Genomic DNA, 18,505 nt, shown 5'->3' on the forward strand with positions numbered 1-18,505 from the left:
GCCCTTCGACAGGCTCAGGGTGACAAGAACGTAAAGAATGTAGATGACGAACTTGGATAGGCTTGTCACCCTGAGCCTGTCGAAGGGCCTACAGCGCGGAGCCTACAGCGCGAAGCCTAGCTCACGGAACCTACCACACCCACCACGAAATATTCTACAAGCTATCCCCTACCGTGTCATCCGATACAGTAGCAAGGCCGCGCGTTGAATTAGCAGTGGGTATTCTTTTAGATTGATGGATTCTTCGATGCTGTGCGCGCCTTTGCCGGAAGCCCCCAACCCATCCAGACAGGGCAGGTATTGGGCTACGAACGAAACATCACCTGCACCACGCGAACCGGGGTCACCGGCCACAACCGGGCCCAACCCCATGTCGCGACTAAGTTGGTCGACTTGTTTGCGAAGGGCCTCGTTGGCGGCAGTAGGTTCCATAGACGGTATGCCGTCACTAAACGTGATCGTTGCTTTGGTAAGCGGCAGACTTTTATCGACGATCTCACGCATGCGGGTGCGGGCACTTTCTTTTTGCGCTTCGCCCAGAAAACGCAGGTCGCCTTTTACCAGTGCAGAGCCAGCAACGATATTGGTTTTGCCGACGGTTTCGGCCTTAGCCGTTTTGTCGTCGTAACGTACCTCTGAGCCGCCCACCATCAGGCCGGGGTTGAAGGTGAGGTTAGGCTCCTGCCCCAGCGCCCTCCGGAATTCGGTCAGAATACGCGACGCTTCGTAAATGGCCCCGTAGCCCAGATCGTTGAAGATGCGCGACGAATGACCGGTACGGGCTTTCACGGTCAACGTCCAACTACTCGACCCCCGCCGACCGGTTGTTACGGTGCGTAGTCCCTGTGCCGTTTCAAAAGCCAAAGCCACGTCGCAGCGTTTGGCGCGCTCAATAAAATCCCGCCGACTTTCTGATCCACCCGAACTCTCTTCGTCACCAGTGAAATAAACCGTGATCGATGTATCGTCGAGCAGTTTCTGAGCGTGTAAGGCTTTCAGGGCGGCAATCACCAGCACGTCGCCACCTTTGATGTCGTTCACCCCCTGGCCCGACGCGGTTGAGTCGTTTTCCCGTTTGAATGGCTCCATCGGCAGGCTTTTCTCGAAAACCGTATCGAGGTGACCGATCAGAAAGAGTTTTTTGCCGCGCTTGCCCTGCCGGGTGGCCACCAGATGGCCGGCGCGGTTGAGCGAATCGGGCAGGGTGACCCACTCCGTTTTGAAGCCGAGTTTATCCAGTTCGTCGGCCATCAGCTTGCCTACGGTTCTCACCCCTTCTTTGTTCAGTGTGCCGCTGTTAATGTTCACAACCTTTTCCAGAAACGCTTCCGTTTCGGGTTGCTGCTTCCGTACGGTGGCCAAAATGCTTTTCTCTGCCGTCGACAGCGTTTGCGCGAAGGCACCGGAGCTAATCAGAATGATAAAGAATAAACCAACAATTTTTTGTGGAGACATGAGTAAATAGGGGAGTTTGTGACAGCATATTAGCGAAAAACATCATTAGATGCTTATTCTATGTTGCTTCGCACAGTACTGTATGGCCGACGCCTGACCCATTCGCCAGACGTGCCCGATATCCCAAAGCCAAACCAACCGCTCCACCATGAGAAATCTTCTCCTATTCGTCGCCCTTTCACTCGTCACTAGCTCACTCTTCGCCCAAAATCCGGCCTGGAAAGGCAAAAAATGCGCGGTGGCACTGACCTACGACGATGGATTGCAGGTACACCTCGACAATGTAGTTCCCGCTCTGGATTCGCTGGGGTTTAAAGGCACATTCTACCTGTCGGGCAGCTTTCCGGGTGTAACCGCGCGCATTGCTGATTGGAAAAAAGCGGCGACCCACGGGCACGAACTCGCCAACCATACGCTGTTTCACCCCTGCACCGGTGGCCCCGGTCGTGAGTGGGTGAAACCCGACCGCGATCTGAGCACCTACACCATGCCGCGCATTGTGGATGAGATCAGAATGACGAATACCCTGCTGGAAGCCCTCGATGGCAAGACGCAGCGCACCTTTGCTTACCCCTGCGGTGATCGTACCATTGGCGGCGAAAATTATTTCGACAAGGTTAAAAACGACTTTGTTGCGGCGCGGGGCACCGTCAGTGAAATGCGTAAATCCACAGATGTAGACTTGGCCAATGTAGGTGCCTATGGCATCAACGGGCAAACGGGCGAACAAATGATTGCGCTGGTAAAGCAAGCCATGGCCACCAATTCGGTGCTGGTGTTCCTCTTTCACGGCGTGGGGGGCGAACATAATCTGAACGTAGCTCTGCCCGAACACCGCAAGCTGCTCCAGTTCCTGAAACAGCACGAAAACGAAATCTGGATCGCTCCATTCATCGATGTGGCGCAATCAGTGAAGCCGAAGACAAAGTAGCGCAGACGAACGGTTAGTATCAGGCCCTTGTAGGTGCGTAAACAGCTTTTTCTAATGCCTACAATTCATATAGACTAAAATAGCAACGTTGCGCCGTACCTTTGCGCTATGAAATCCGCGTTGGCTCTTTTTCTGGGCGTGCTCATGCTAGCTGGCAGTCTGTTTCCGCAGACCGACGTGGAAGAGGTGTTCAAAATACCCGGCCTGATTGCCCACTACAAACTGCACAAGCAGGCGGCGGGAAACAACTTCGATGTCTGGCAGTTTCTGGACCTGCATTACAACACAGCGTCGAAACATGCCCAAACACCGCATGAGGGCACTAAACTGCCCATGTACAATCACCTTTCGGTGGGTTTCGTCTTTATCATTTCGCAGTTACATTGGCTCCCTTCAGCTTATTCGGGCCTGATTCTGCACGTACCTGGCCGATTCTCCTACGAGAATCTGTACTCCTTCCAGTCAGCATCCTGGCTGTTTCAACCGCCCCGCTTAGGGTAACTCCCCGTTTCGATTAGTAGGCCATGCTGACCTGTGTTCACGACACGGGCTCGGCTTGTTGGCCTTTATCTATCAACGAGTTACCCGTTTATGCTGCAAAAAATCATTCAGTTCAGCGTCCATCAGAAACTGATGGTGGCGCTGGGTGTCGTGGCGTTGATTGCCTGGGGGAGTTATGCCCTGCGCCAACTGCCCATCGATGCCATTCCCGACATTACCAACAATCAGGTTCAGGTCATCACGCAGGTACCGTCGCTGGCCGCCCAGGAAACCGAGCAGTTCGTCACCTTCCCCCTCGAATCGACCCTCAGGAACGTACCTGGCGTTACCGAAATCCGGTCCATCTCCCGCTTCGGGCTGTCAGTCATCACCGTGGTGTTCGACGATGATACGCCCACCTTCCAGGCCCGGCAACTCGTTACCGAACAACTCAAAGCCGCCGAATCGCAACTTTCTGCCGGTACGCCGCAACTGGCCCCCATTACCACGGGACTAGGCGAAATTTATCAGTACGTAATCCGACCTAAAGAGGGCTTCGAGACCAAGTACACCGCCACCGACCTACGCACGATTCAGGACTGGATTGTAAAACGGCAACTGGCGGGCGTACCCGGCGTGGTAGAGGTCAGCAGCCTGGGCGGTTATCTGAAAGAATACGAAGTACAGATCGACCCTGAACGGCTACGGGGCATGAGTACCACCCTGACCGAAGTAGTCGACGCCATATCGGCCAACAACGCAAATACGGGCGGCAGCTACATCGAAAAAGGGCCGGAAGCGTTCTTTATCCGGGGCGAAGGCATGGTAAAAACGCCGGAAGAGATTGGGCAGATTGTGGTCAGAAACGAAGGCCCGACGCCCATTCTGGTCCGTGATGTAGCCCGCGTCGGCGTTGGCCATGCAGTGCGCTACGGAGCCATGACCCGCAACGGCCACGGCGAGGTAGTGGGCGGTATCGTGCTGATGCTCAAGGGCGCATCGTCGGAAAAGACGATCGAAGGCGTGAAGACGCGCATTGCCGAGATTCAGAAAAGCTTACCGACGGGCCTCACCATCGAACCGTTCCTGGACCGCAAAGTCCTCATTGACAAGGCGATTCATACCGTAGCCAAAAACTTGCTCGAAGGTGGCCTGATCGTGATGGCTGTGTTGTTGCTATTGCTGGGTAACTGGCGGGCGGGGCTGGTGGTGGCGTCGGTTATTCCGCTGTGTATGCTGTTTGCGCTGGGTATGATGCACGTCTTCGGCGTATCGGCCAACCTGATGAGCCTCGGGGCCATCGACTTCGGCCTGCTGGTCGACGGGGCGGTGATCATCGTGGAGAGCATGATTTTCCAGATCGTGCACACCCAGGCGGCACGTACCCAGTCGATGGACGAAATCGCACTGGATTCGTCGAGCCGGCTGATGCGCTCAGCGCTCTTTGGTCAACTCATTATCCTGATCGTGTACGTACCCATTCTGTCGCTGACGGGTATTGAAGGCAAGATGTTCCGGCCGATGGCGTTGACCGTGGGCTTTGCCATTGTGGGGGCTATGATCCTCTGCGTCACCTACGTACCCATGATGGCCGCCACGCTGCTGCGGAAAGACATAAAGGAAGAAGGCACACTGGCCGACCGGATCATGAAATTCCTGTACCGGCTATATGCGCCCCTGCTCAACGGCGCCCTGCGCTGGCGAAAAACTGTGCTGGCGTCGTCGGTAGTGTTGCTGGCCGGGGCAGTTTGGCTGTTTACCACGATGGGCGGCGAGTTTATCCCCAACCTCGACGAAGGCGATATTGCCATCAGCCTCACGCTGAAACCGGGCTCGTCGCTCTCGCAAACGGTAGAAACAACACGCCGTATCGAGACGATTCTCAAGAACGGTTTTCCTGAAGTCAATCAGGTGATTTCAAAGATCGGTACCGCCGAAATACCGACCGATCCCATGCCCATCGAAGCGGCCGACGTGATGGTACTGCTGAAAGAACCCGGCGACTGGACCACAGCGAAAACGAAGGAAGAACTGATTCAGAAAATGGAACGGGCGCTTAGCGTATTACCCGGCCTGAACCTGGAATTTACGCAACCCATCCAACTGCGGTTCAACGAGTTAATGACGGGTGTTAAATCAGATATTGCCGTGAAGATCTACGGCGAAGACCTGGGTACGTTGTTCACCAAAGCCAATCAGGCGGCGGCGAAACTGAAGTCGATTCCCGGCGTGGGCGATTTGAAAGTAGAGCAGATCAGCGGATTACCGCAAATGCTGGTGTCGTATAACCGGGCGCGGCTGGCGCAGTACGGCGTGTCGGTGGCGGGGCTGAACCGCATCCTGAAAACAGCCTTCGCGGGCGAAACCGCCGGGGTTGTGTTCGAAGGCGAAAAACGGTTCGACCTCGTCGTCCGCCTCGACAGCACCTACCGGCAGGACATCGACAACATCCGGCAACTGTATGTCGATTTGCCCAACGGGCAACAGGTACCGCTGGAGCAACTGGCCAACATCCGCTACCAGGACGCACCCATGCAGATCTCACGCGATAATGCCCGGCGGCGCATTACCATCGGCATCAACGTGCGGGGCCGGGATGTGGAGAGTCTGGTGGGCGAGATGAAGACGGTACTGGAACGCGACGTTCCCTTACCGGCGGGGTACAGCTACACCTTTGGCGGTCAGTTCGAGAACCTGATGAAGGCGAAAGAACGGTTGGGCGTAGCCGTGCCGCTGGCGCTGGTGCTGATCGGGCTACTGCTGTTTTTCACGTTCGGCTCGTTTTCGCAGGCGCTCATGATCTTCACGGCCATTCCGCTCTCGGCTATTGGCGGCGTGCTGGCACTCTGGCTACGGGGCATGCCGTTCAGTATTTCGGCGGGCGTGGGGTTCATCGCGCTTTTTGGCATCGCTGTGCTCAACGGCATCGTGCTCATCAGCTATTTCAATCAGCTTGAATCAGAAGGTGTCACCAATGTGCTGGAACGCGTAAAGCAGGGCACGGCGGTTCGTTTCAGGCCGGTGGTGATGACAGCGGCGGTGGCCTCGATGGGTTTTCTGCCGATGGCGTTGTCGACCTCAGCCGGGGCCGAAGTGCAAAAACCCCTCGCTACCGTAGTCATTGGCGGACTGGTATCGGCCACACTACTAACGCTGGTGGTGTTGCCAGTGCTCTACAGTCTGGTAGCAGCCCGAAAGGCTCGCTCTAAAGAACGGCTGGCCGACCCTGTTGAGTCGCAGGTGGTTCCGTGCATCCTCTGGCTATTGCTCGGCCTGGGCAGCATCGGCGTGGCACAGGCGCAGACGTCGGCTCCCCTCTCGGCCGAAAAAGCCATTGATGTAGCTCTGCGAACCAACGGCGCGCTTCAGGCAACGTACCTGGACATCAACGTGGCGGCGCAGTTGACAAAAACAGCCTGGGATATTCCCCGCACTACCGTGGATTACCAGCGTGGGCAGATTCAGTCATACCCGATCGACTACACCGTTTCGGTCATGCAATCGCTGGCCATGCCGTCGGTCTATGTGGCGCAGAGACGCGTTGGGCAGGCACAACAGCGGGTGGTTCAGCAACAGGTGGCCGTGAGTCGGGTCGAGCTGGTGCGGCAGGTACGTCTCACGTTTTATCAACTCCGGCTCGACTACGAACGGCTGAAGCTCCTGCAAGCCCAGGACACGCTCTACCGCCGGGCCGCCAAAGCTGCTCAGGTACGTTATCGAACCGGCGAAACCAACCAGTTGGAACGCGTAACGGCCGAAACCCGCCAACGCGACATTCAAAACCGGATAACGGTCCTGCAAACGGACCTGTCGATCGGGCAACAGCGGCTGGCCATTTTGCTGCAACAAACCGATCCTGTATCGATCGACACCACCGGCTCGCTGAAAGCCCGACAACCCGGCCCGCAACTCGCGCTGGACAGCAACCCGATTCTGGCCTTGCAGCGGCAACAGGTCGATGCCAGCCGGCAACAGATAAACCTGGAAAAGCAACGGTTCTGGCCCGATGTGCGGCTGGGTTATCTGTCGCAGTCGATCGAGAAAAAGAGCGGATTTGGCGTGTATCAGATCGGCCTGTCGTTGCCCCTCGTGCAGGCTCCTTTACGGGCGCGGCTGGAAGTTTCCAGGCTACAAAGCCAGATTGCCGAACGGCAGTTGGCCTATCAACAGCGGCGACTGACCGGCGAACTGGCTATTCGGGAACAGCAATACGGGCAGTCGCTCAACACGCTGGCATACTACGAAACATCGGCCCTGCCACAAGCCAGCCTGATTCTTCGCACGGCCGAAAAAAGCTACCTCAGCGGCGACATCGAGTACCTCGAATTTGTACAGAGCACCACACAAGCGTGGCTCATTCGCGAGCAGTACCTGGAAGCAGTTGCCCAATACAATCAATCCATCATTGAACAGGAAGCGCTGGCTGGTTTTGCCCCCACGGCTCCTTAACCAACATACCGTATGACAACGAATCTGATCACAATGCTTCTGGCCGGTATGCTCATGGCCGGACTGTTCGGCTGCTCATCAGCGCCCGATAAATCACCGGACAAACCGGCCGATGCCGCGTCGGACGCGGCCGGTACGGTGACCATCAGCGAGGCGCAATTCCGCGAAACAGGCATTCAACTGGGTGGTCCCGACACATTGACGCTGGGCAAAACCATTCAGGCAACGGGTAAACTCGAGGCCCCGCCCGACCAATGGGCCACCATCAGCGCGCCAATGGGCGGCTTTGTGCGGTCGGCGAAGCTGGTAGAGGGTGATTTCGTGCGAAAAGGGCAGGTACTAGCCGTGCTGGAACACCCTGACTACGTGAAACTTCAGCAGGAATATTTACAGGCCATTGCCCGGAGCCAGTTTGAACGGCAGGAACTGGACCGCCAGACGGAGCTGAATCGCGAGGAGGTGGGCGCCCGGCGAAAATTGCAACAATCGACGGCTGATTTTGCGTCGACGCGTGCCCTGCTGACGTCGCTGGAAGCCCAACTGGCGCAGTTACATATTCCGCTTGAATCGCTTCGCAAAGGGCAGATCAGCCGAACGATCCCGTTGATTTCGCCGATCAGTGGGTACGTCGATAAGGTCAACCTACGGCTTGGTCAGTTCGTTGGCACCACCGATATGCTGGCCGAGATTGTGGGTAAAGAACATCTGTACCTCGAATTACGGGTCTTTGAAAGTGATATCCGCCAGATCCGGGAGGGGCAGCAGGTACGTTTCACAGTACCTCAGCAACAGACCGGCGAGATGAAAGCAACGGTCTACCGGGTAGGGCAAGCATTCGATGCCCAAACCAAAACGGTGCTCGTCCACGCCAACCTGACCAGCGGCCAATACGACCGGCTCTTCGCAGGTTCATACGTACGCGCCACGATCCTGGCCGCGCCCCGGCAGGTAGTTGCGCTGCCGGACGATGCGCTGGTAAAAGAAGGAAATCAGACGTTTGTGTACGTCCGGGAGCCGGGTAGCGCGTCGGGTACGTACCGGTTTAGCATGGTCCCGATACGAACGGGCATAACCCAAAACCACCGTACGGAAGTTACACTACCAGCCACGCTTAACCCGGCATCTATCGTGCGGCAAGGCGCGTATTTCATTAGTGCTGAACGCGTTAAAACGGCGGGGTGATTTGGGCTGCGCAGTTAGTACGGCTGGCGCGAGTACACACTCGCGCCAGCCGCTATCAAATTATTAACAAAAACTCAACAAAATGGAAGCACCGCTTAAACCAAGTCAGGCCGAACGGGGTCAGCAATCGACGCTGGTGGGCATTGCCGTAAACATTGGCCTGGTGCTGGTAAAGGGCATTGCCGGCTGGCTGGGTAACTCCTATGCCCTCATTGCCGACGCGATGGAATCAGGCACCGATATTGTCACGTCTATTTTTGTCTGGTTTGGCCTGCGCACCGCCGCTAAAGCGCCCGACGAAGATCACCCCTACGGCCACGGAAAGGCCGAACCGATGGCCGCCATCGTGGTGGCTATGGCGCTGGTAGGTGCGGCTATTCTGATTGCGGTACAAAGCATCAAGAACATTCAGATTCCGCACGAAACACCGGCTCCTTTTACGCTGGCGGTACTGGCGGGTGTGGTCATCGTGAAAGAAGTGCTCTTCCGGCGCGTTGCCAAAGTGGGTGCCGAAGTAGAGAGCAGCGCTGTGAAAGCCGATGCCTGGCACCACCGCAGCGACGCCATCACATCGCTCACCGCGTTTGTCGGCATCAGCATCGCCCTGATTGGCGGACCAGGTTACGAAAGCGCCGACGACTGGGCCGCTCTACTGGCATCGGGCTTCATTGTGTTCAACGCCTACCTCATTTTTCGCCCCTCATTCGGCGAAATCATGGACGAAGCCCCCGCCGGCGACTGGCGCAATGAACTCGAAACGATCGCTTTGACAGTGCCTCAGGTACGTGGTATCGATAAGTTTCGCGTACGCAAAACCGGCTTCGAGTTTTTCGTTGATCTACACGTTCAAGTGCCAGGCGATCTGACCGTAAAGCAGGGCCACGACATCGCCCACGCCGTAAAAGCCGCGATCCTGAAAGCCAAACCCGCGGTTTACGACGTGCTGGTGCATATCGAGCCGGTGCGGGTGTAGTGGTTAGCTAGTTTTTGGCTTCGCGGCTGGCACGAGTGTGTACTCGTGCCTTTTATATCGCAAGCATTTGCTTGCACAGCGCGAAAGCGCAATATGGTAGCTTGAATACTCTTCGCTATGGAATAGGCTCTACCGTATTGCCCTGACGGGCAGCAAGCGGATCGGTCCGGCGTCCCGGCTTGCGACATAAAAGGCACGAGGAAATCCTCGCGCCAGCTTCGGAAGGCACAAACACACACTCGCGCCAGCTTCGCGGCCGCTTACGCACTATCCCGAAATGACCGTCCCCAACAACCGCGCGATCTCTACGTCGACGCGCTTGAAGTGCATGTAATCGGCCATGAGTTGGTCGGATTCTACGGGGTCTTTGACGGTACGGATTTTTTGCAGCAGATCATGCATCCGCTCTTCGGCGATCAGTTTTTTCAGGCGCAGAATATTGCCGTAGGCCGCTTCGGCCAGAACACCGATATCTTCTTCGGAGGGCACAAAAATGTGGAATTTGTCCTGCCACTGATGGCTGATTTCGTACCGCTGCGTGGTGAGGCTAATGGCCTGATATTGAAGCCCGTTTGCTTGCTGAGGTGTGATCGGATTTTCGCTGACGGTTGGTCGCTGTTGCACAAAATCGTCGGCGGTCAGGGTATCGCCCCGGCTGAAGGCTTCGCGAAAGAGCGTCAGGATCAGGTCGTAGGGCGCGTGCTGGAAATCAATATCGTTCAGTTCGCTTAGGATGTAGTGGCAGAGCGTAATACCCGGTTCCAGTTCGCGGGTGCCGTAGTTCATCAGCAGCCGAATACATTCTTCTTCCTGATACGCCAGCGGCGGACGGGCGGCATCCGGCGTCTTGAGGCTTGGCGTAGGTTTGGCCCCGCTGGCTCCAGACGACGTTTGCCCCGCTCCCGGCTGGTCGGCAGGTACGTTGTCTTCTCTGGGTGCGGGCGAAATACCGGCTTCGTCGAGGAAATCGTTGAAGAAATCGTCGGGCGGGAAGTCGTTAGGACCGGGCCTTGAGGCGGGGGCCTGGCCACGGCCAGGTACGTTGCCACCATCGCGGGCAGCGTTTCGGGCATCGCGTTCCTGTTGGCGTTCGTAGTCTTTAACCTGCGTATCGTGCTGTTTCCGAAGCAGGCGGTTGCTTTCCGAAATCAGGGTTTGCTCATCGACACTCAGTTGACGGGCGGTCGATTGGAAAAAGACCTGCCGCTTGATGGGGTCGGGGATGCGAGTGATGCTGCCTACTATTTCGGTGATCACCTCAGCGCGTTTGAACGGATTGTCGCCCGCATCTTTCAGCAGCGCCGCCGTTTTAAACGCGATAAAATCCTGCGTGTATTGACTCAGGTACGCCTTGAAGGCTTCGGCACCCACTTTCCGAACATAACTATCCGGGTCGTCACCGTTCGGGAAGGTAGCCACACTGACGTTCAAGCCTTCTTCCAGCACCATATCCAGTCCGCGCAGGGCCGCTTTTACGCCCGCCGCATCACCATCATACAGAATCGTGACGTTCTGCGTAAATCGGCTGATGAGCCGGATTTGCTCGATAGTCAGCGACGTACCCGACGAGGCCACCACGTTTTTGATGCCCGCCTGGTGTAGCGAAATCACGTCGGTATAGCCTTCTGTCAGGTAACAAACGTCTTCCTGCCGAATGGTCTGCTTGGCCTGAAAGATGCCGTACAGCACCTGACTTTTGTGGTAGGCTTCGGTTTCGGGCGAGTTGAGGTATTTCGGCGCTTTCGGATCGGGTTTCAGAATACGTGCTCCGAACGCGATGACCCGTCCCGATACGTTATGGATCGGGAACATGACCCGCCCCCGAAACCGGTCGAAAATTTTCCCCGATTCTTCCCGCGTGACGGTCAGACCCGCTTTGTTGAGCAGTTCGGGGTTATAACCTTTCGTTTGGGCGTCTTTGAGTAGCGCGTCCCACTGGTCGGGGCTATAGCCAAGGTCGAAAGCGGCAATGGTGGGGTCGGAGAAACCGCGTTCGCGGAAATAGCTTAGGCCAATGCCACGCCCTTCTTCCGATTTCAGCAGGTGATCCTGAAAGAACGTTTTGGCGTAGTTGAGCACGATATACAGACTTTCACGCTCCGTATGCTTCAGCTGTTCTTCGGGCGTAACCTCCTGTTCTTCAATCTCGATGTTGTATTTTTTGGCCAGGTAGCGCAAGGCTTCGCCATAGCCCAGGTTTTCTACGTCCATAACAAACCGGACCGAGTCACCCGCTTTTCCGCAGCCAAAACACTTGTAAATCTGCCGCGCCGGATTGACGTTAAACGAGGGGGATTTCTCGTTGTGGAACGGGCAACAGGCAATGTAGTTACTCCCACGCCGCTTCAACGACACAAAATCGCCCACCACTTCCAGTATATCGGCAGCCTGCCGAATTCGCTCGACAGTATCTTCAGGAATACGCATAGACGAAGATACGAAAGAGTCAGAGAGTCGGGAGTCGTAAGTCGGGGAGTTTCCCCTCACCCCCAACCCCTCCCGCAGCGGCGGACCGCCCACGTTGGGAGAGGGGAGCTACTCTACAGCAGCTTCGCTAATTAGCAGCGCTACGCCAAAGCGGCTCCCCTCTCCTTATTTCAAGGAGAGGGGTTGGGGGTGAGGGGAATACGGTTATCTTACCGCCTTGTTACCGTAACACCTAACCTATACAGTTATTTTATGCGTAATTTTTCCCTCCGTATAATTTGTGTTGCTTCAATTTGGCTAGCGTTACTACCGAGTTCGCTGCTGGCACAAACCGCTGACGTTCCATTCTACGAAAACCCGAAAATTTCCAGTCAGAACACCGAAACGCCGCACACGACAATCTGGCCGTTTGCGACAGAACAACAAGCCATTACGAATGACCGGGGTACATCGCCACGCATTCAATCGCTCAACGGGGTCTGGAAATTCAAGTGGGTGAAGAACCCCAAACTTGTCAACGCCGATTTTAGCGCGTCTGCTACCCGCGATCAGGACTGGGATAACCTGCCGGTGCCGTCGAACTGGCAGGTGGTTGGGGCACGCGAAGGTCGCCCCTATGACCGGCCCATTTTCACCAACATTATTCACCCATTTCCAGCCAAACCGCCACTCATCCAGGCCGATACGAACGCTGTGGGCCTATATCGAAAGCGCTTTACGATACCTGCCGACTGGGCCGATCGCGAAACGTTTTTGCACTTCGCGGGGGTGCAGTCTACCTGCCGCGTTTTCCTGAATGGCACCTACATCGGCTACCACGAAGACAGCATGACGCCCGCCGAATTTCGAATCACTGACGCGCTGCGACCCGGCGAGAATATACTGGCGGTAGAGGTCATCAACTGGTCAGACGCGAGTTACCTGGAGGATCAGGATTTCTGGCGATTATCAGGCATTTTTCGCGATGTCCTGCTGCTCAGCCGACCCAAACTTCACCTGCGCGATCTACAGGTTATCACCGATCTGGATGAACCGACCTATCGGAGCGGCACGCTAAAAATGACCGCTTATGTCCGCAATATGGTCAGTCAGCAAATGCCGCGTTACCGGTTAAAAGCGACGCTGTATGACTCTAAAAAGCAACCCATCTTCACGGAAATCCTGGCTTCAGAAACAGCAGTGGGTTCGGCACAGGAAGGCGTTTTTCGATTCAGCAAAGCCATAGAGAATCCACAGTTATGGTCGGCCGAGCTGCCCAATCTGTACACGCTTACGATGCAACTGCTCAACGCTGACGGAGCACCGATAGAAGCCGTCAGTCAGAAAATCGGGTTCCGCGAAGTAACCATGCGCAGTGGGCAATTGCTGGTGAACGGTCAGCGAGTGACGTTTAAAGGCGTGAACCGGCATGAGTTCGATACCAATACGGGCCGTGTGATCAGCCGCGAAAGCATGGTCCAGGACATTAAGTTGATGAAGCAGTTCAACATCAACGCCGTGCGAACGAGCCATTACCCGAACGTAACGGACTGGTACGACCTCTGCGACGAATATGGCCTTTACGTCATCGACGAAGCCAACATCGAAAGCCATGATCTCTGGCAGAAAGGGTATGAACTAGCCGACCGGCCGGAATGGCGCGATGCGTTTGTGGCACGGGGTCGGGCCATGGTAGAGCGCGATAAGAACCACGCGTCAATTGTGATCTGGTCGCTCGGTAACGAAACGGGCATGGGCCAGAATTTCACGGACATGGCCACGATTATCAAACTCGTTGACCCGACACGACCCATTCATTACGAGGGTCGTAAACCCTATACGCAATCGACGCTCAGCAGTTTCGACATCATCGCCACCATGTATCCGTCGGTCGATGAAATGGTGAAGCTGATGGAAAAAGACCCAACGCGGCCGGTTATTGTGTGCGAATATGCCCACGCGATGGGCAACAGTGTGGGTAACCTGAAAGACTACTGGGCGGCCATCGACAAATACCCACGCCTGCAAGGTGGTTTCATCTGGGACTGGGCCGATCAGGGCTTGACCCTCCGCGATAAGCAGGGTAATTTCTACGTCGATCACATCAATTACATCGACGGGGCCAACGCCTGCGACGGACTGGTGAATCCCGACCGAACGCCACAACCCGAATTGAACGAGGTAAAGCGGGCCTACAGCTACGTGAAGTTCATGCTGCCCGAACCGTTATCGGGTACGCAAACGAAGGTTAACTTAAAGAATACCTATAGTTTCCAGAATTTCGACAACCTGAAACTCGTTTGCAAACTAATGCGCAACGGCGAAATAGTGCAGCAAGGCACCGTAGCTACGCTAACCGCCCGCCCCGGCCAAACCATTCAGGTGACAGTTCCGTACACGATACCGGCCGTCCGGGAACCGGGCAGCGAGTATTTTCTGGTGCTGAGTGTGCAGCTCAAAGAAGCCACGCCCTGGGCAGCGGCCGGCCACGAAGTAGCCGCCGAGCAATTTCTTATTCAAACCGACATTCCAATGCCTCCCGTTATTGGCGTATCCCGCATTCCGGCATTGAAGTCGGCACCAACAGCTACTGGACTGTCGCTGGCTGGAACAGACTTTGCCCTGGTGTTCAGCCGAACAACGGGCGGTCTTAGCCAATGGCTTTTCAAAGGAAAGGACCTGTTGGCAGGCCAGAAAGAGACCATGGGCGGTTTGTTACAACCCAATTTCTACCGCGTTCCAACCGATAACGATGAAGGAGGCGGGGCCAGCTCGTTTGCCAGCCGCTGGCGGAAAGCGGGTGTAGATCAGCCAACGGTAACGCCGATCGATATGCGCGTGGAGAAGTTGGGGACGCAACGGGTGCGGGTCACGTGCGTCAACGATCTGGTCATGGCGGGCGGCTCTGTTCGCCAAACAACAGAATACCTTGTGTATGGCACGGGTGATGTATTGGTGTCGACGACCTGCACGATAGGTACGTTGGTGACGGGTGCAAGCCTGCCACCACTGGCTCGTGTGGGTACGCAACTCAGTCTGCCCGCCAGCATGAGTGCACTGACCTGGTACGGGCGTGGGCCATTCGAAAGTTATCAGGATCGGAAAGATGCGGCATTTGTGGGGCAGTATTCAGGCGCAGTGGCTGATCAATATTTCCCGTATGTGATGGCGCAGGAAAATGGCAACAAAACCGACGTTCGCTGGGCGCACCTCACCAACGGGGCCAACCCGGCAATAGGGCTGCTCATTATGGCAGAACCCAATGGCAGCGGGTCGGGCCTGCTGAACGTCAATGCCCGCGATTACACCGACGCGGCCTTACTGGCGGCGAAAAACCCGCACGCACAGACCGTAGAACGGGGTAATGCAACGGTTGTGAACATCGATTTTCAGCAGATGGGCCTTGGTGGCGACGATAGCTGGACCCCACGTACCCACGCGGAATACCAGCTACCAGCCAACAAAACGTACACCTACAGTTTTCGCCTCCGCCCCACCGATTCCCGCACCGACCGCAAGGCAATAGTGAACATGATTTTACCAAGGTGAACAGTAAACTCCTTTACAGCGTCATTTCCCACCCTTTCTCGTACGTTCTTGCCCACAGTTTCACGGCCTCTTTGTCGTTGAGGATATGTCCGTTTGCCGGATTGCAGGTCAGCGTTCGGTTAGTCCGGTAAGCAATATTACCAAGTTGGGGGAGTAACGTGGATTTGTGCCCTTCGGCAATGGGGGCCGTCAGTTGGCTTTTACCCCGAATCGATTCCACGAAATTTTGGAGAACAAGGCTGTCCAGCTTTTCGCCCATGCCCATGGTGTTGGTGCCTTTTACTTCCTGTAAATCTGTTTTTACAGATTTGATCAGTTTGTTACCCAAATCATACACCTTGTAGTCGTCGCCACCGGGGATGACCATAGTGCCTTTGTCGCCGTAAAAGATAACGCCCCGCCCAGGCCCTTCCGTGTCGAAACCGTTGCAGCTGCGGCCTTCCCACTGCGCCATTTTATTGCCGGGAAACATAAAGGAAATGGTTTGCGTATCGGGCGTTTCCCAGTCGTCGGTATAGGCAAATCGCCCGCCCATCGACGTAACCTGCGTTGGATAATCGACGCCCAGCCCCCACCGGATCACATCCAGCTCATGGGTACCGTTGTTTAGGGCTTCGCCGGTGCCCCAATGCCAGAACCAATGCCAGTTGTACGGCACCAGGTTATCCTGATAAGGGCGGCGGGGAGCTGGCCCCTGCCACAGGTCGAAGTTTAACGTACCTGGCGCCGCTATTCGCTTCCCTGTACCAATCGGCTTGCGGGCATTGGCATACCAGCCTTTGGCAAAATACACCCGGCCAATAATTCCTTCGTGCAACGACTGAATAGCCTCGATCACTTTCGGGAATGAGCGCCGTTGACTCCCCATCTGCACGAGCCGGTTGTATTTTTTTGCCCCGGCCACCAGCATTTCACCTTCAGCCGGATTATGCGAACAGGGCTTTTCAACATACACATGCTTACCCGCCTTCAGCCCCAGCATAGCCGCTGGGGCATGCCAATGGTCAGGCGCAGCGATCACCAGGGCGTCAAGGTCTTTCACCTCCAGCATTTTACGGACATCAGTAAAAGCTTTCGGTTTCTTGCCAGTCATTTTCTCGATCTCGGCGCTGGTTTTGGCCACTACGTTGGTGTCGACATCACAGACGTAACCCACTTCTACATTGGGTAATTGAGCAAAGAGTTTGGCGATGAAAAAGCCCCGGCTGTTGCTACCCATGGTGCCGATAACCACTTTTTCATTGGGCGATCCTTTAAAAACGGGGATATGAGGCGAGAGCCACAGGCCGGTTCCTGCCAGCGAGGTCTGCCGGATAAATTCGCGACGATTTTGCATTTGATTGTTTATAAGGGTTAGGTGTTGAATACTAGATTTTTCCAGCATTCAACATCTAACGTCCAGCATCTAATATCCCTGATTCTGATCTACTTTAATCTCAATATTGGCGTCGATGAACTTCTGCGGAATCGGGAAGAAAGCATGGTAGGGCTGAATGGTGCCTCCACTCCGCGGATTGTATTTTTTCACCCGTTCTACCAGTTTGTTCATTCGGTTGAGGGTCAGCCGTCGGAGTTCTTCCAGCATCAGTTCCCGTGCCCGTTCGTCGAGGAGGTAATCCAGCGTAACTTCATTGGCTGTTATGGGTTTAGCCTTGGCCCGATTGCGCACCACGTTGATATCGTCGGCTGCTTTTTGCAGGTCGCCTTTCAGTAGGTAAGCTTCGGCGCGCAGCAGGTACGTTTCGGCCAGCCGCATCATGTAAAACTCTTTGAACGTACGCCCGTAGGTAGCACCAGCCAGCGCCTCTCCTTCAATTTTACGGATATACGGGTAGTACCAGTACATGGTATCGAGGTCTTTGGCCGTTCTGGGGTTTACCTTTTGCCCGAAGTATTTCGACGACTTTTCGTTGTAATAGAAGTCGCGCCTGATATTGAAGGCCGAATTACGGATATCGGCCCGGTCGTTCCAGATCGTGTAGTTGAAGTAATTGGTCGGCCTGAACCAGCCAACGGGACGCCCCAGGCTATCAGAGACGGCCATGGCTGTTTTCCCATCCGGATCTTTAATGGCGAAGTAGCGCGGCCCCCAGGCCCGTAGCATACCGTTGCCACCACCCGCTTTCGGAATACCGCCCGGCGTTTGAAATTCAAACTGAAGAGCCCATATCGTTTCTTTGTTGCCCGATGTAGTGCGGTTCTGGTTATTGTCTTTGAATAAGTCGGAGAAAACATCGCCCGGTTGAGCCGTATATTTCCCAAACCGGCTGGTCATCAGTTGATACTGTCCGTCGTTGATTACGGCCGAGGCGCTGGCAATGGCTTTGTCATACTGGCCCACATTGTTATACACTTCGGCCAGCAGGTGATCGGCGGCAGCTTTCACCACGCGCCCGTCCTGCGTGGTTGATTTCGGCAGCCACTGCGCCGCAAACTCCAGGTCTTTCAGCACAAAAGCCAGCACCTCGGCGCGAGTCGACCGTTTGAAATCCAGTTTTGGGCCCGTGGCTACCTGATCAACGATGGGTACGCCACCGTATAGATTTGCCAGAATGTTATAAGCATAGGCCCTTAGGAAACGCGCTTCACCAACCGCCGCATTTTTTTCGGCTTCATCTTTCCAGACAGCGCCCGGTTTGGCGGCGTATTCGATCAGCGTGTTGGCGCGGGGAATCACTTTCAGGTACGCCCATTCCCAGTGGTGGTTGACCTGCCCCGCCGTAGGGGTAACCCAGGTGCGGTAATCGACGTAGGTGTTAATGCCCGGATCACCGTTCATGCCAACATCGGTGCCAACCTGAAAATCCCAGACGTTGGAGCCGTAGCCATAATCATCATTCTCGAAGTAGGCACTTCGCAACACGGCCTGCATCGAGGCTAGATACGTATCGAAACCGGCTTTATTCACCAGCACCACATCAGGGTTCAGGAATGCCAGAGGTACTTCAGTTAGCACATCATCTTTGCAGGCGTTGACAGACAGCAGCAACGTTGAGCAAAGCAGTATTTTTTTCAACCCGGCCGTCAGCGACCCTGGGATGTTATATGTTTTCATAAACTTGACGTTTAGGGAATTGACA

At 55.5% G+C, this 18,505-nt stretch carries 10 protein-coding genes; 6 read left to right on the plus strand and 4 right to left on the minus strand.

Annotated features, from left to right (window positions below; translation table 11 throughout):
• Positions 1 to 168: 168 nt before the first annotated feature.
• Positions 169 to 1,455 carry a M20/M25/M40 family metallo-hydrolase gene (locus tag ACAW87_RS23080; RefSeq protein WP_370726018.1) on the minus strand — a complete coding sequence of 429 codons (1,287 nt, stop codon included), beginning with the start codon at positions 1,453 to 1,455 and terminating at the stop codon, positions 169 to 171.
• 148 nt (positions 1,456 to 1,603) lie between these two features.
• Between ACAW87_RS23080 and ACAW87_RS23085 the strand changes: the two genes are divergently transcribed.
• The 5 genes from ACAW87_RS23085 (at position 1,604) to ACAW87_RS23105 (ending at position 9,470) form a co-directional block, all read left to right on the plus strand.
• The gene (locus ACAW87_RS23085; protein WP_370726019.1) at positions 1,604 to 2,386 is read left to right on the plus strand and encodes a polysaccharide deacetylase family protein; all 783 of its coding nucleotides are present in this window, start codon (positions 1,604 to 1,606) and stop codon (positions 2,384 to 2,386) included.
• A gap of 108 nt (positions 2,387 to 2,494) precedes the next feature.
• Entirely contained in the window at positions 2,495 to 2,887 is a 393-nt protein-coding gene (locus ACAW87_RS23090; RefSeq protein WP_370726020.1) for a hypothetical protein, read from the plus strand.
• 90 nt (positions 2,888 to 2,977) lie between these two features.
• Positions 2,978 to 7,315, plus strand: a complete 4,338-nt coding sequence (locus ACAW87_RS23095) for a CusA/CzcA family heavy metal efflux RND transporter (RefSeq protein ID WP_370726021.1) — start codon at positions 2,978 to 2,980, stop codon at positions 7,313 to 7,315.
• 12 nt (positions 7,316 to 7,327) lie between these two features.
• On the plus strand, positions 7,328 to 8,497 hold the full coding sequence (locus tag ACAW87_RS23100) for an efflux RND transporter periplasmic adaptor subunit (protein ID WP_370726022.1): 1,170 nt from the start codon (positions 7,328 to 7,330) through the stop codon (positions 8,495 to 8,497).
• A gap of 82 nt (positions 8,498 to 8,579) precedes the next feature.
• Positions 8,580 to 9,470, plus strand: a complete 891-nt coding sequence (locus tag ACAW87_RS23105; RefSeq protein ID WP_370726023.1) for a cation diffusion facilitator family transporter — start codon at positions 8,580 to 8,582, stop codon at positions 9,468 to 9,470.
• A gap of 267 nt (positions 9,471 to 9,737) precedes the next feature.
• Here ACAW87_RS23105 and dnaG read toward each other — a convergent pair whose 3' ends face one another.
• Positions 9,738 to 11,897 (minus strand): DNA primase, encoded by a 2,160-nt coding sequence (gene dnaG / locus ACAW87_RS23110; RefSeq protein WP_370726024.1) that lies wholly within the window; start codon positions 11,895 to 11,897, stop codon positions 9,738 to 9,740.
• A gap of 252 nt (positions 11,898 to 12,149) precedes the next feature.
• On the opposite strand from dnaG, the gene lacZ reads away from it, so the two are divergent.
• Entirely contained in the window at positions 12,150 to 15,425 is a 3,276-nt protein-coding gene (lacZ, locus tag ACAW87_RS23115; protein ID WP_370726025.1) for a beta-galactosidase, LacZ type, read from the plus strand.
• Between the two features lie 13 nt (positions 15,426 to 15,438).
• Here lacZ and ACAW87_RS23120 read toward each other — a convergent pair whose 3' ends face one another.
• Together ACAW87_RS23120 and ACAW87_RS23125 are read right to left on the minus strand one after the other, a co-directional pair.
• The gene (locus tag ACAW87_RS23120; protein ID WP_370726026.1) at positions 15,439 to 16,761 is read right to left on the minus strand and encodes a Gfo/Idh/MocA family protein; all 1,323 of its coding nucleotides are present in this window, start codon (positions 16,759 to 16,761) and stop codon (positions 15,439 to 15,441) included.
• A 69-nt stretch (positions 16,762 to 16,830) separates the two neighbouring features.
• A complete protein-coding gene (locus ACAW87_RS23125) occupies positions 16,831 to 18,480 on the minus strand; it encodes a RagB/SusD family nutrient uptake outer membrane protein (RefSeq protein WP_370726027.1) in 1,650 nt (549 codons plus the stop codon).
• Between the last annotated feature and the right edge of the window lie 25 nt (positions 18,481 to 18,505).

This window comes from Fibrella aquatica, assembly GCF_041321135.1.
In the GTDB taxonomy this organism is placed as follows: Bacteria; Bacteroidota; Bacteroidia; order Cytophagales; family Spirosomataceae; genus Fibrella; species Fibrella aquatica.

Bases quoted from the DNA above. Each gene is read 5' to 3' on its own strand.
- ACAW87_RS23080 (WP_370726018.1), bottom strand. From the start codon at position 1,455: ATGTCTCCACAAAAAATTGTTGGTTTATTCTTTATCATTCTGATTAGC.
- ACAW87_RS23085 (WP_370726019.1), top strand. From the start codon at position 1,604: ATGAGAAATCTTCTCCTATTCGTCGCCCTTTCACTCGTCACTAGCTCA.
- ACAW87_RS23090 (WP_370726020.1), top strand. From the start codon at position 2,495: ATGAAATCCGCGTTGGCTCTTTTTCTGGGCGTGCTCATGCTAGCTGGC.
- ACAW87_RS23095 (WP_370726021.1), top strand. From the start codon at position 2,978: ATGCTGCAAAAAATCATTCAGTTCAGCGTCCATCAGAAACTGATGGTG.
- ACAW87_RS23100 (WP_370726022.1), top strand. From the start codon at position 7,328: ATGACAACGAATCTGATCACAATGCTTCTGGCCGGTATGCTCATGGCC.
- ACAW87_RS23105 (WP_370726023.1), top strand. From the start codon at position 8,580: ATGGAAGCACCGCTTAAACCAAGTCAGGCCGAACGGGGTCAGCAATCG.
- dnaG (WP_370726024.1), bottom strand. From the start codon at position 11,897: ATGCGTATTCCTGAAGATACTGTCGAGCGAATTCGGCAGGCTGCCGAT.
- lacZ (WP_370726025.1), top strand. From the start codon at position 12,150: ATGCGTAATTTTTCCCTCCGTATAATTTGTGTTGCTTCAATTTGGCTA.
- ACAW87_RS23120 (WP_370726026.1), bottom strand. From the start codon at position 16,761: ATGCAAAATCGTCGCGAATTTATCCGGCAGACCTCGCTGGCAGGAACC.
- ACAW87_RS23125 (WP_370726027.1), bottom strand. From the start codon at position 18,480: ATGAAAACATATAACATCCCAGGGTCGCTGACGGCCGGGTTGAAAAAA.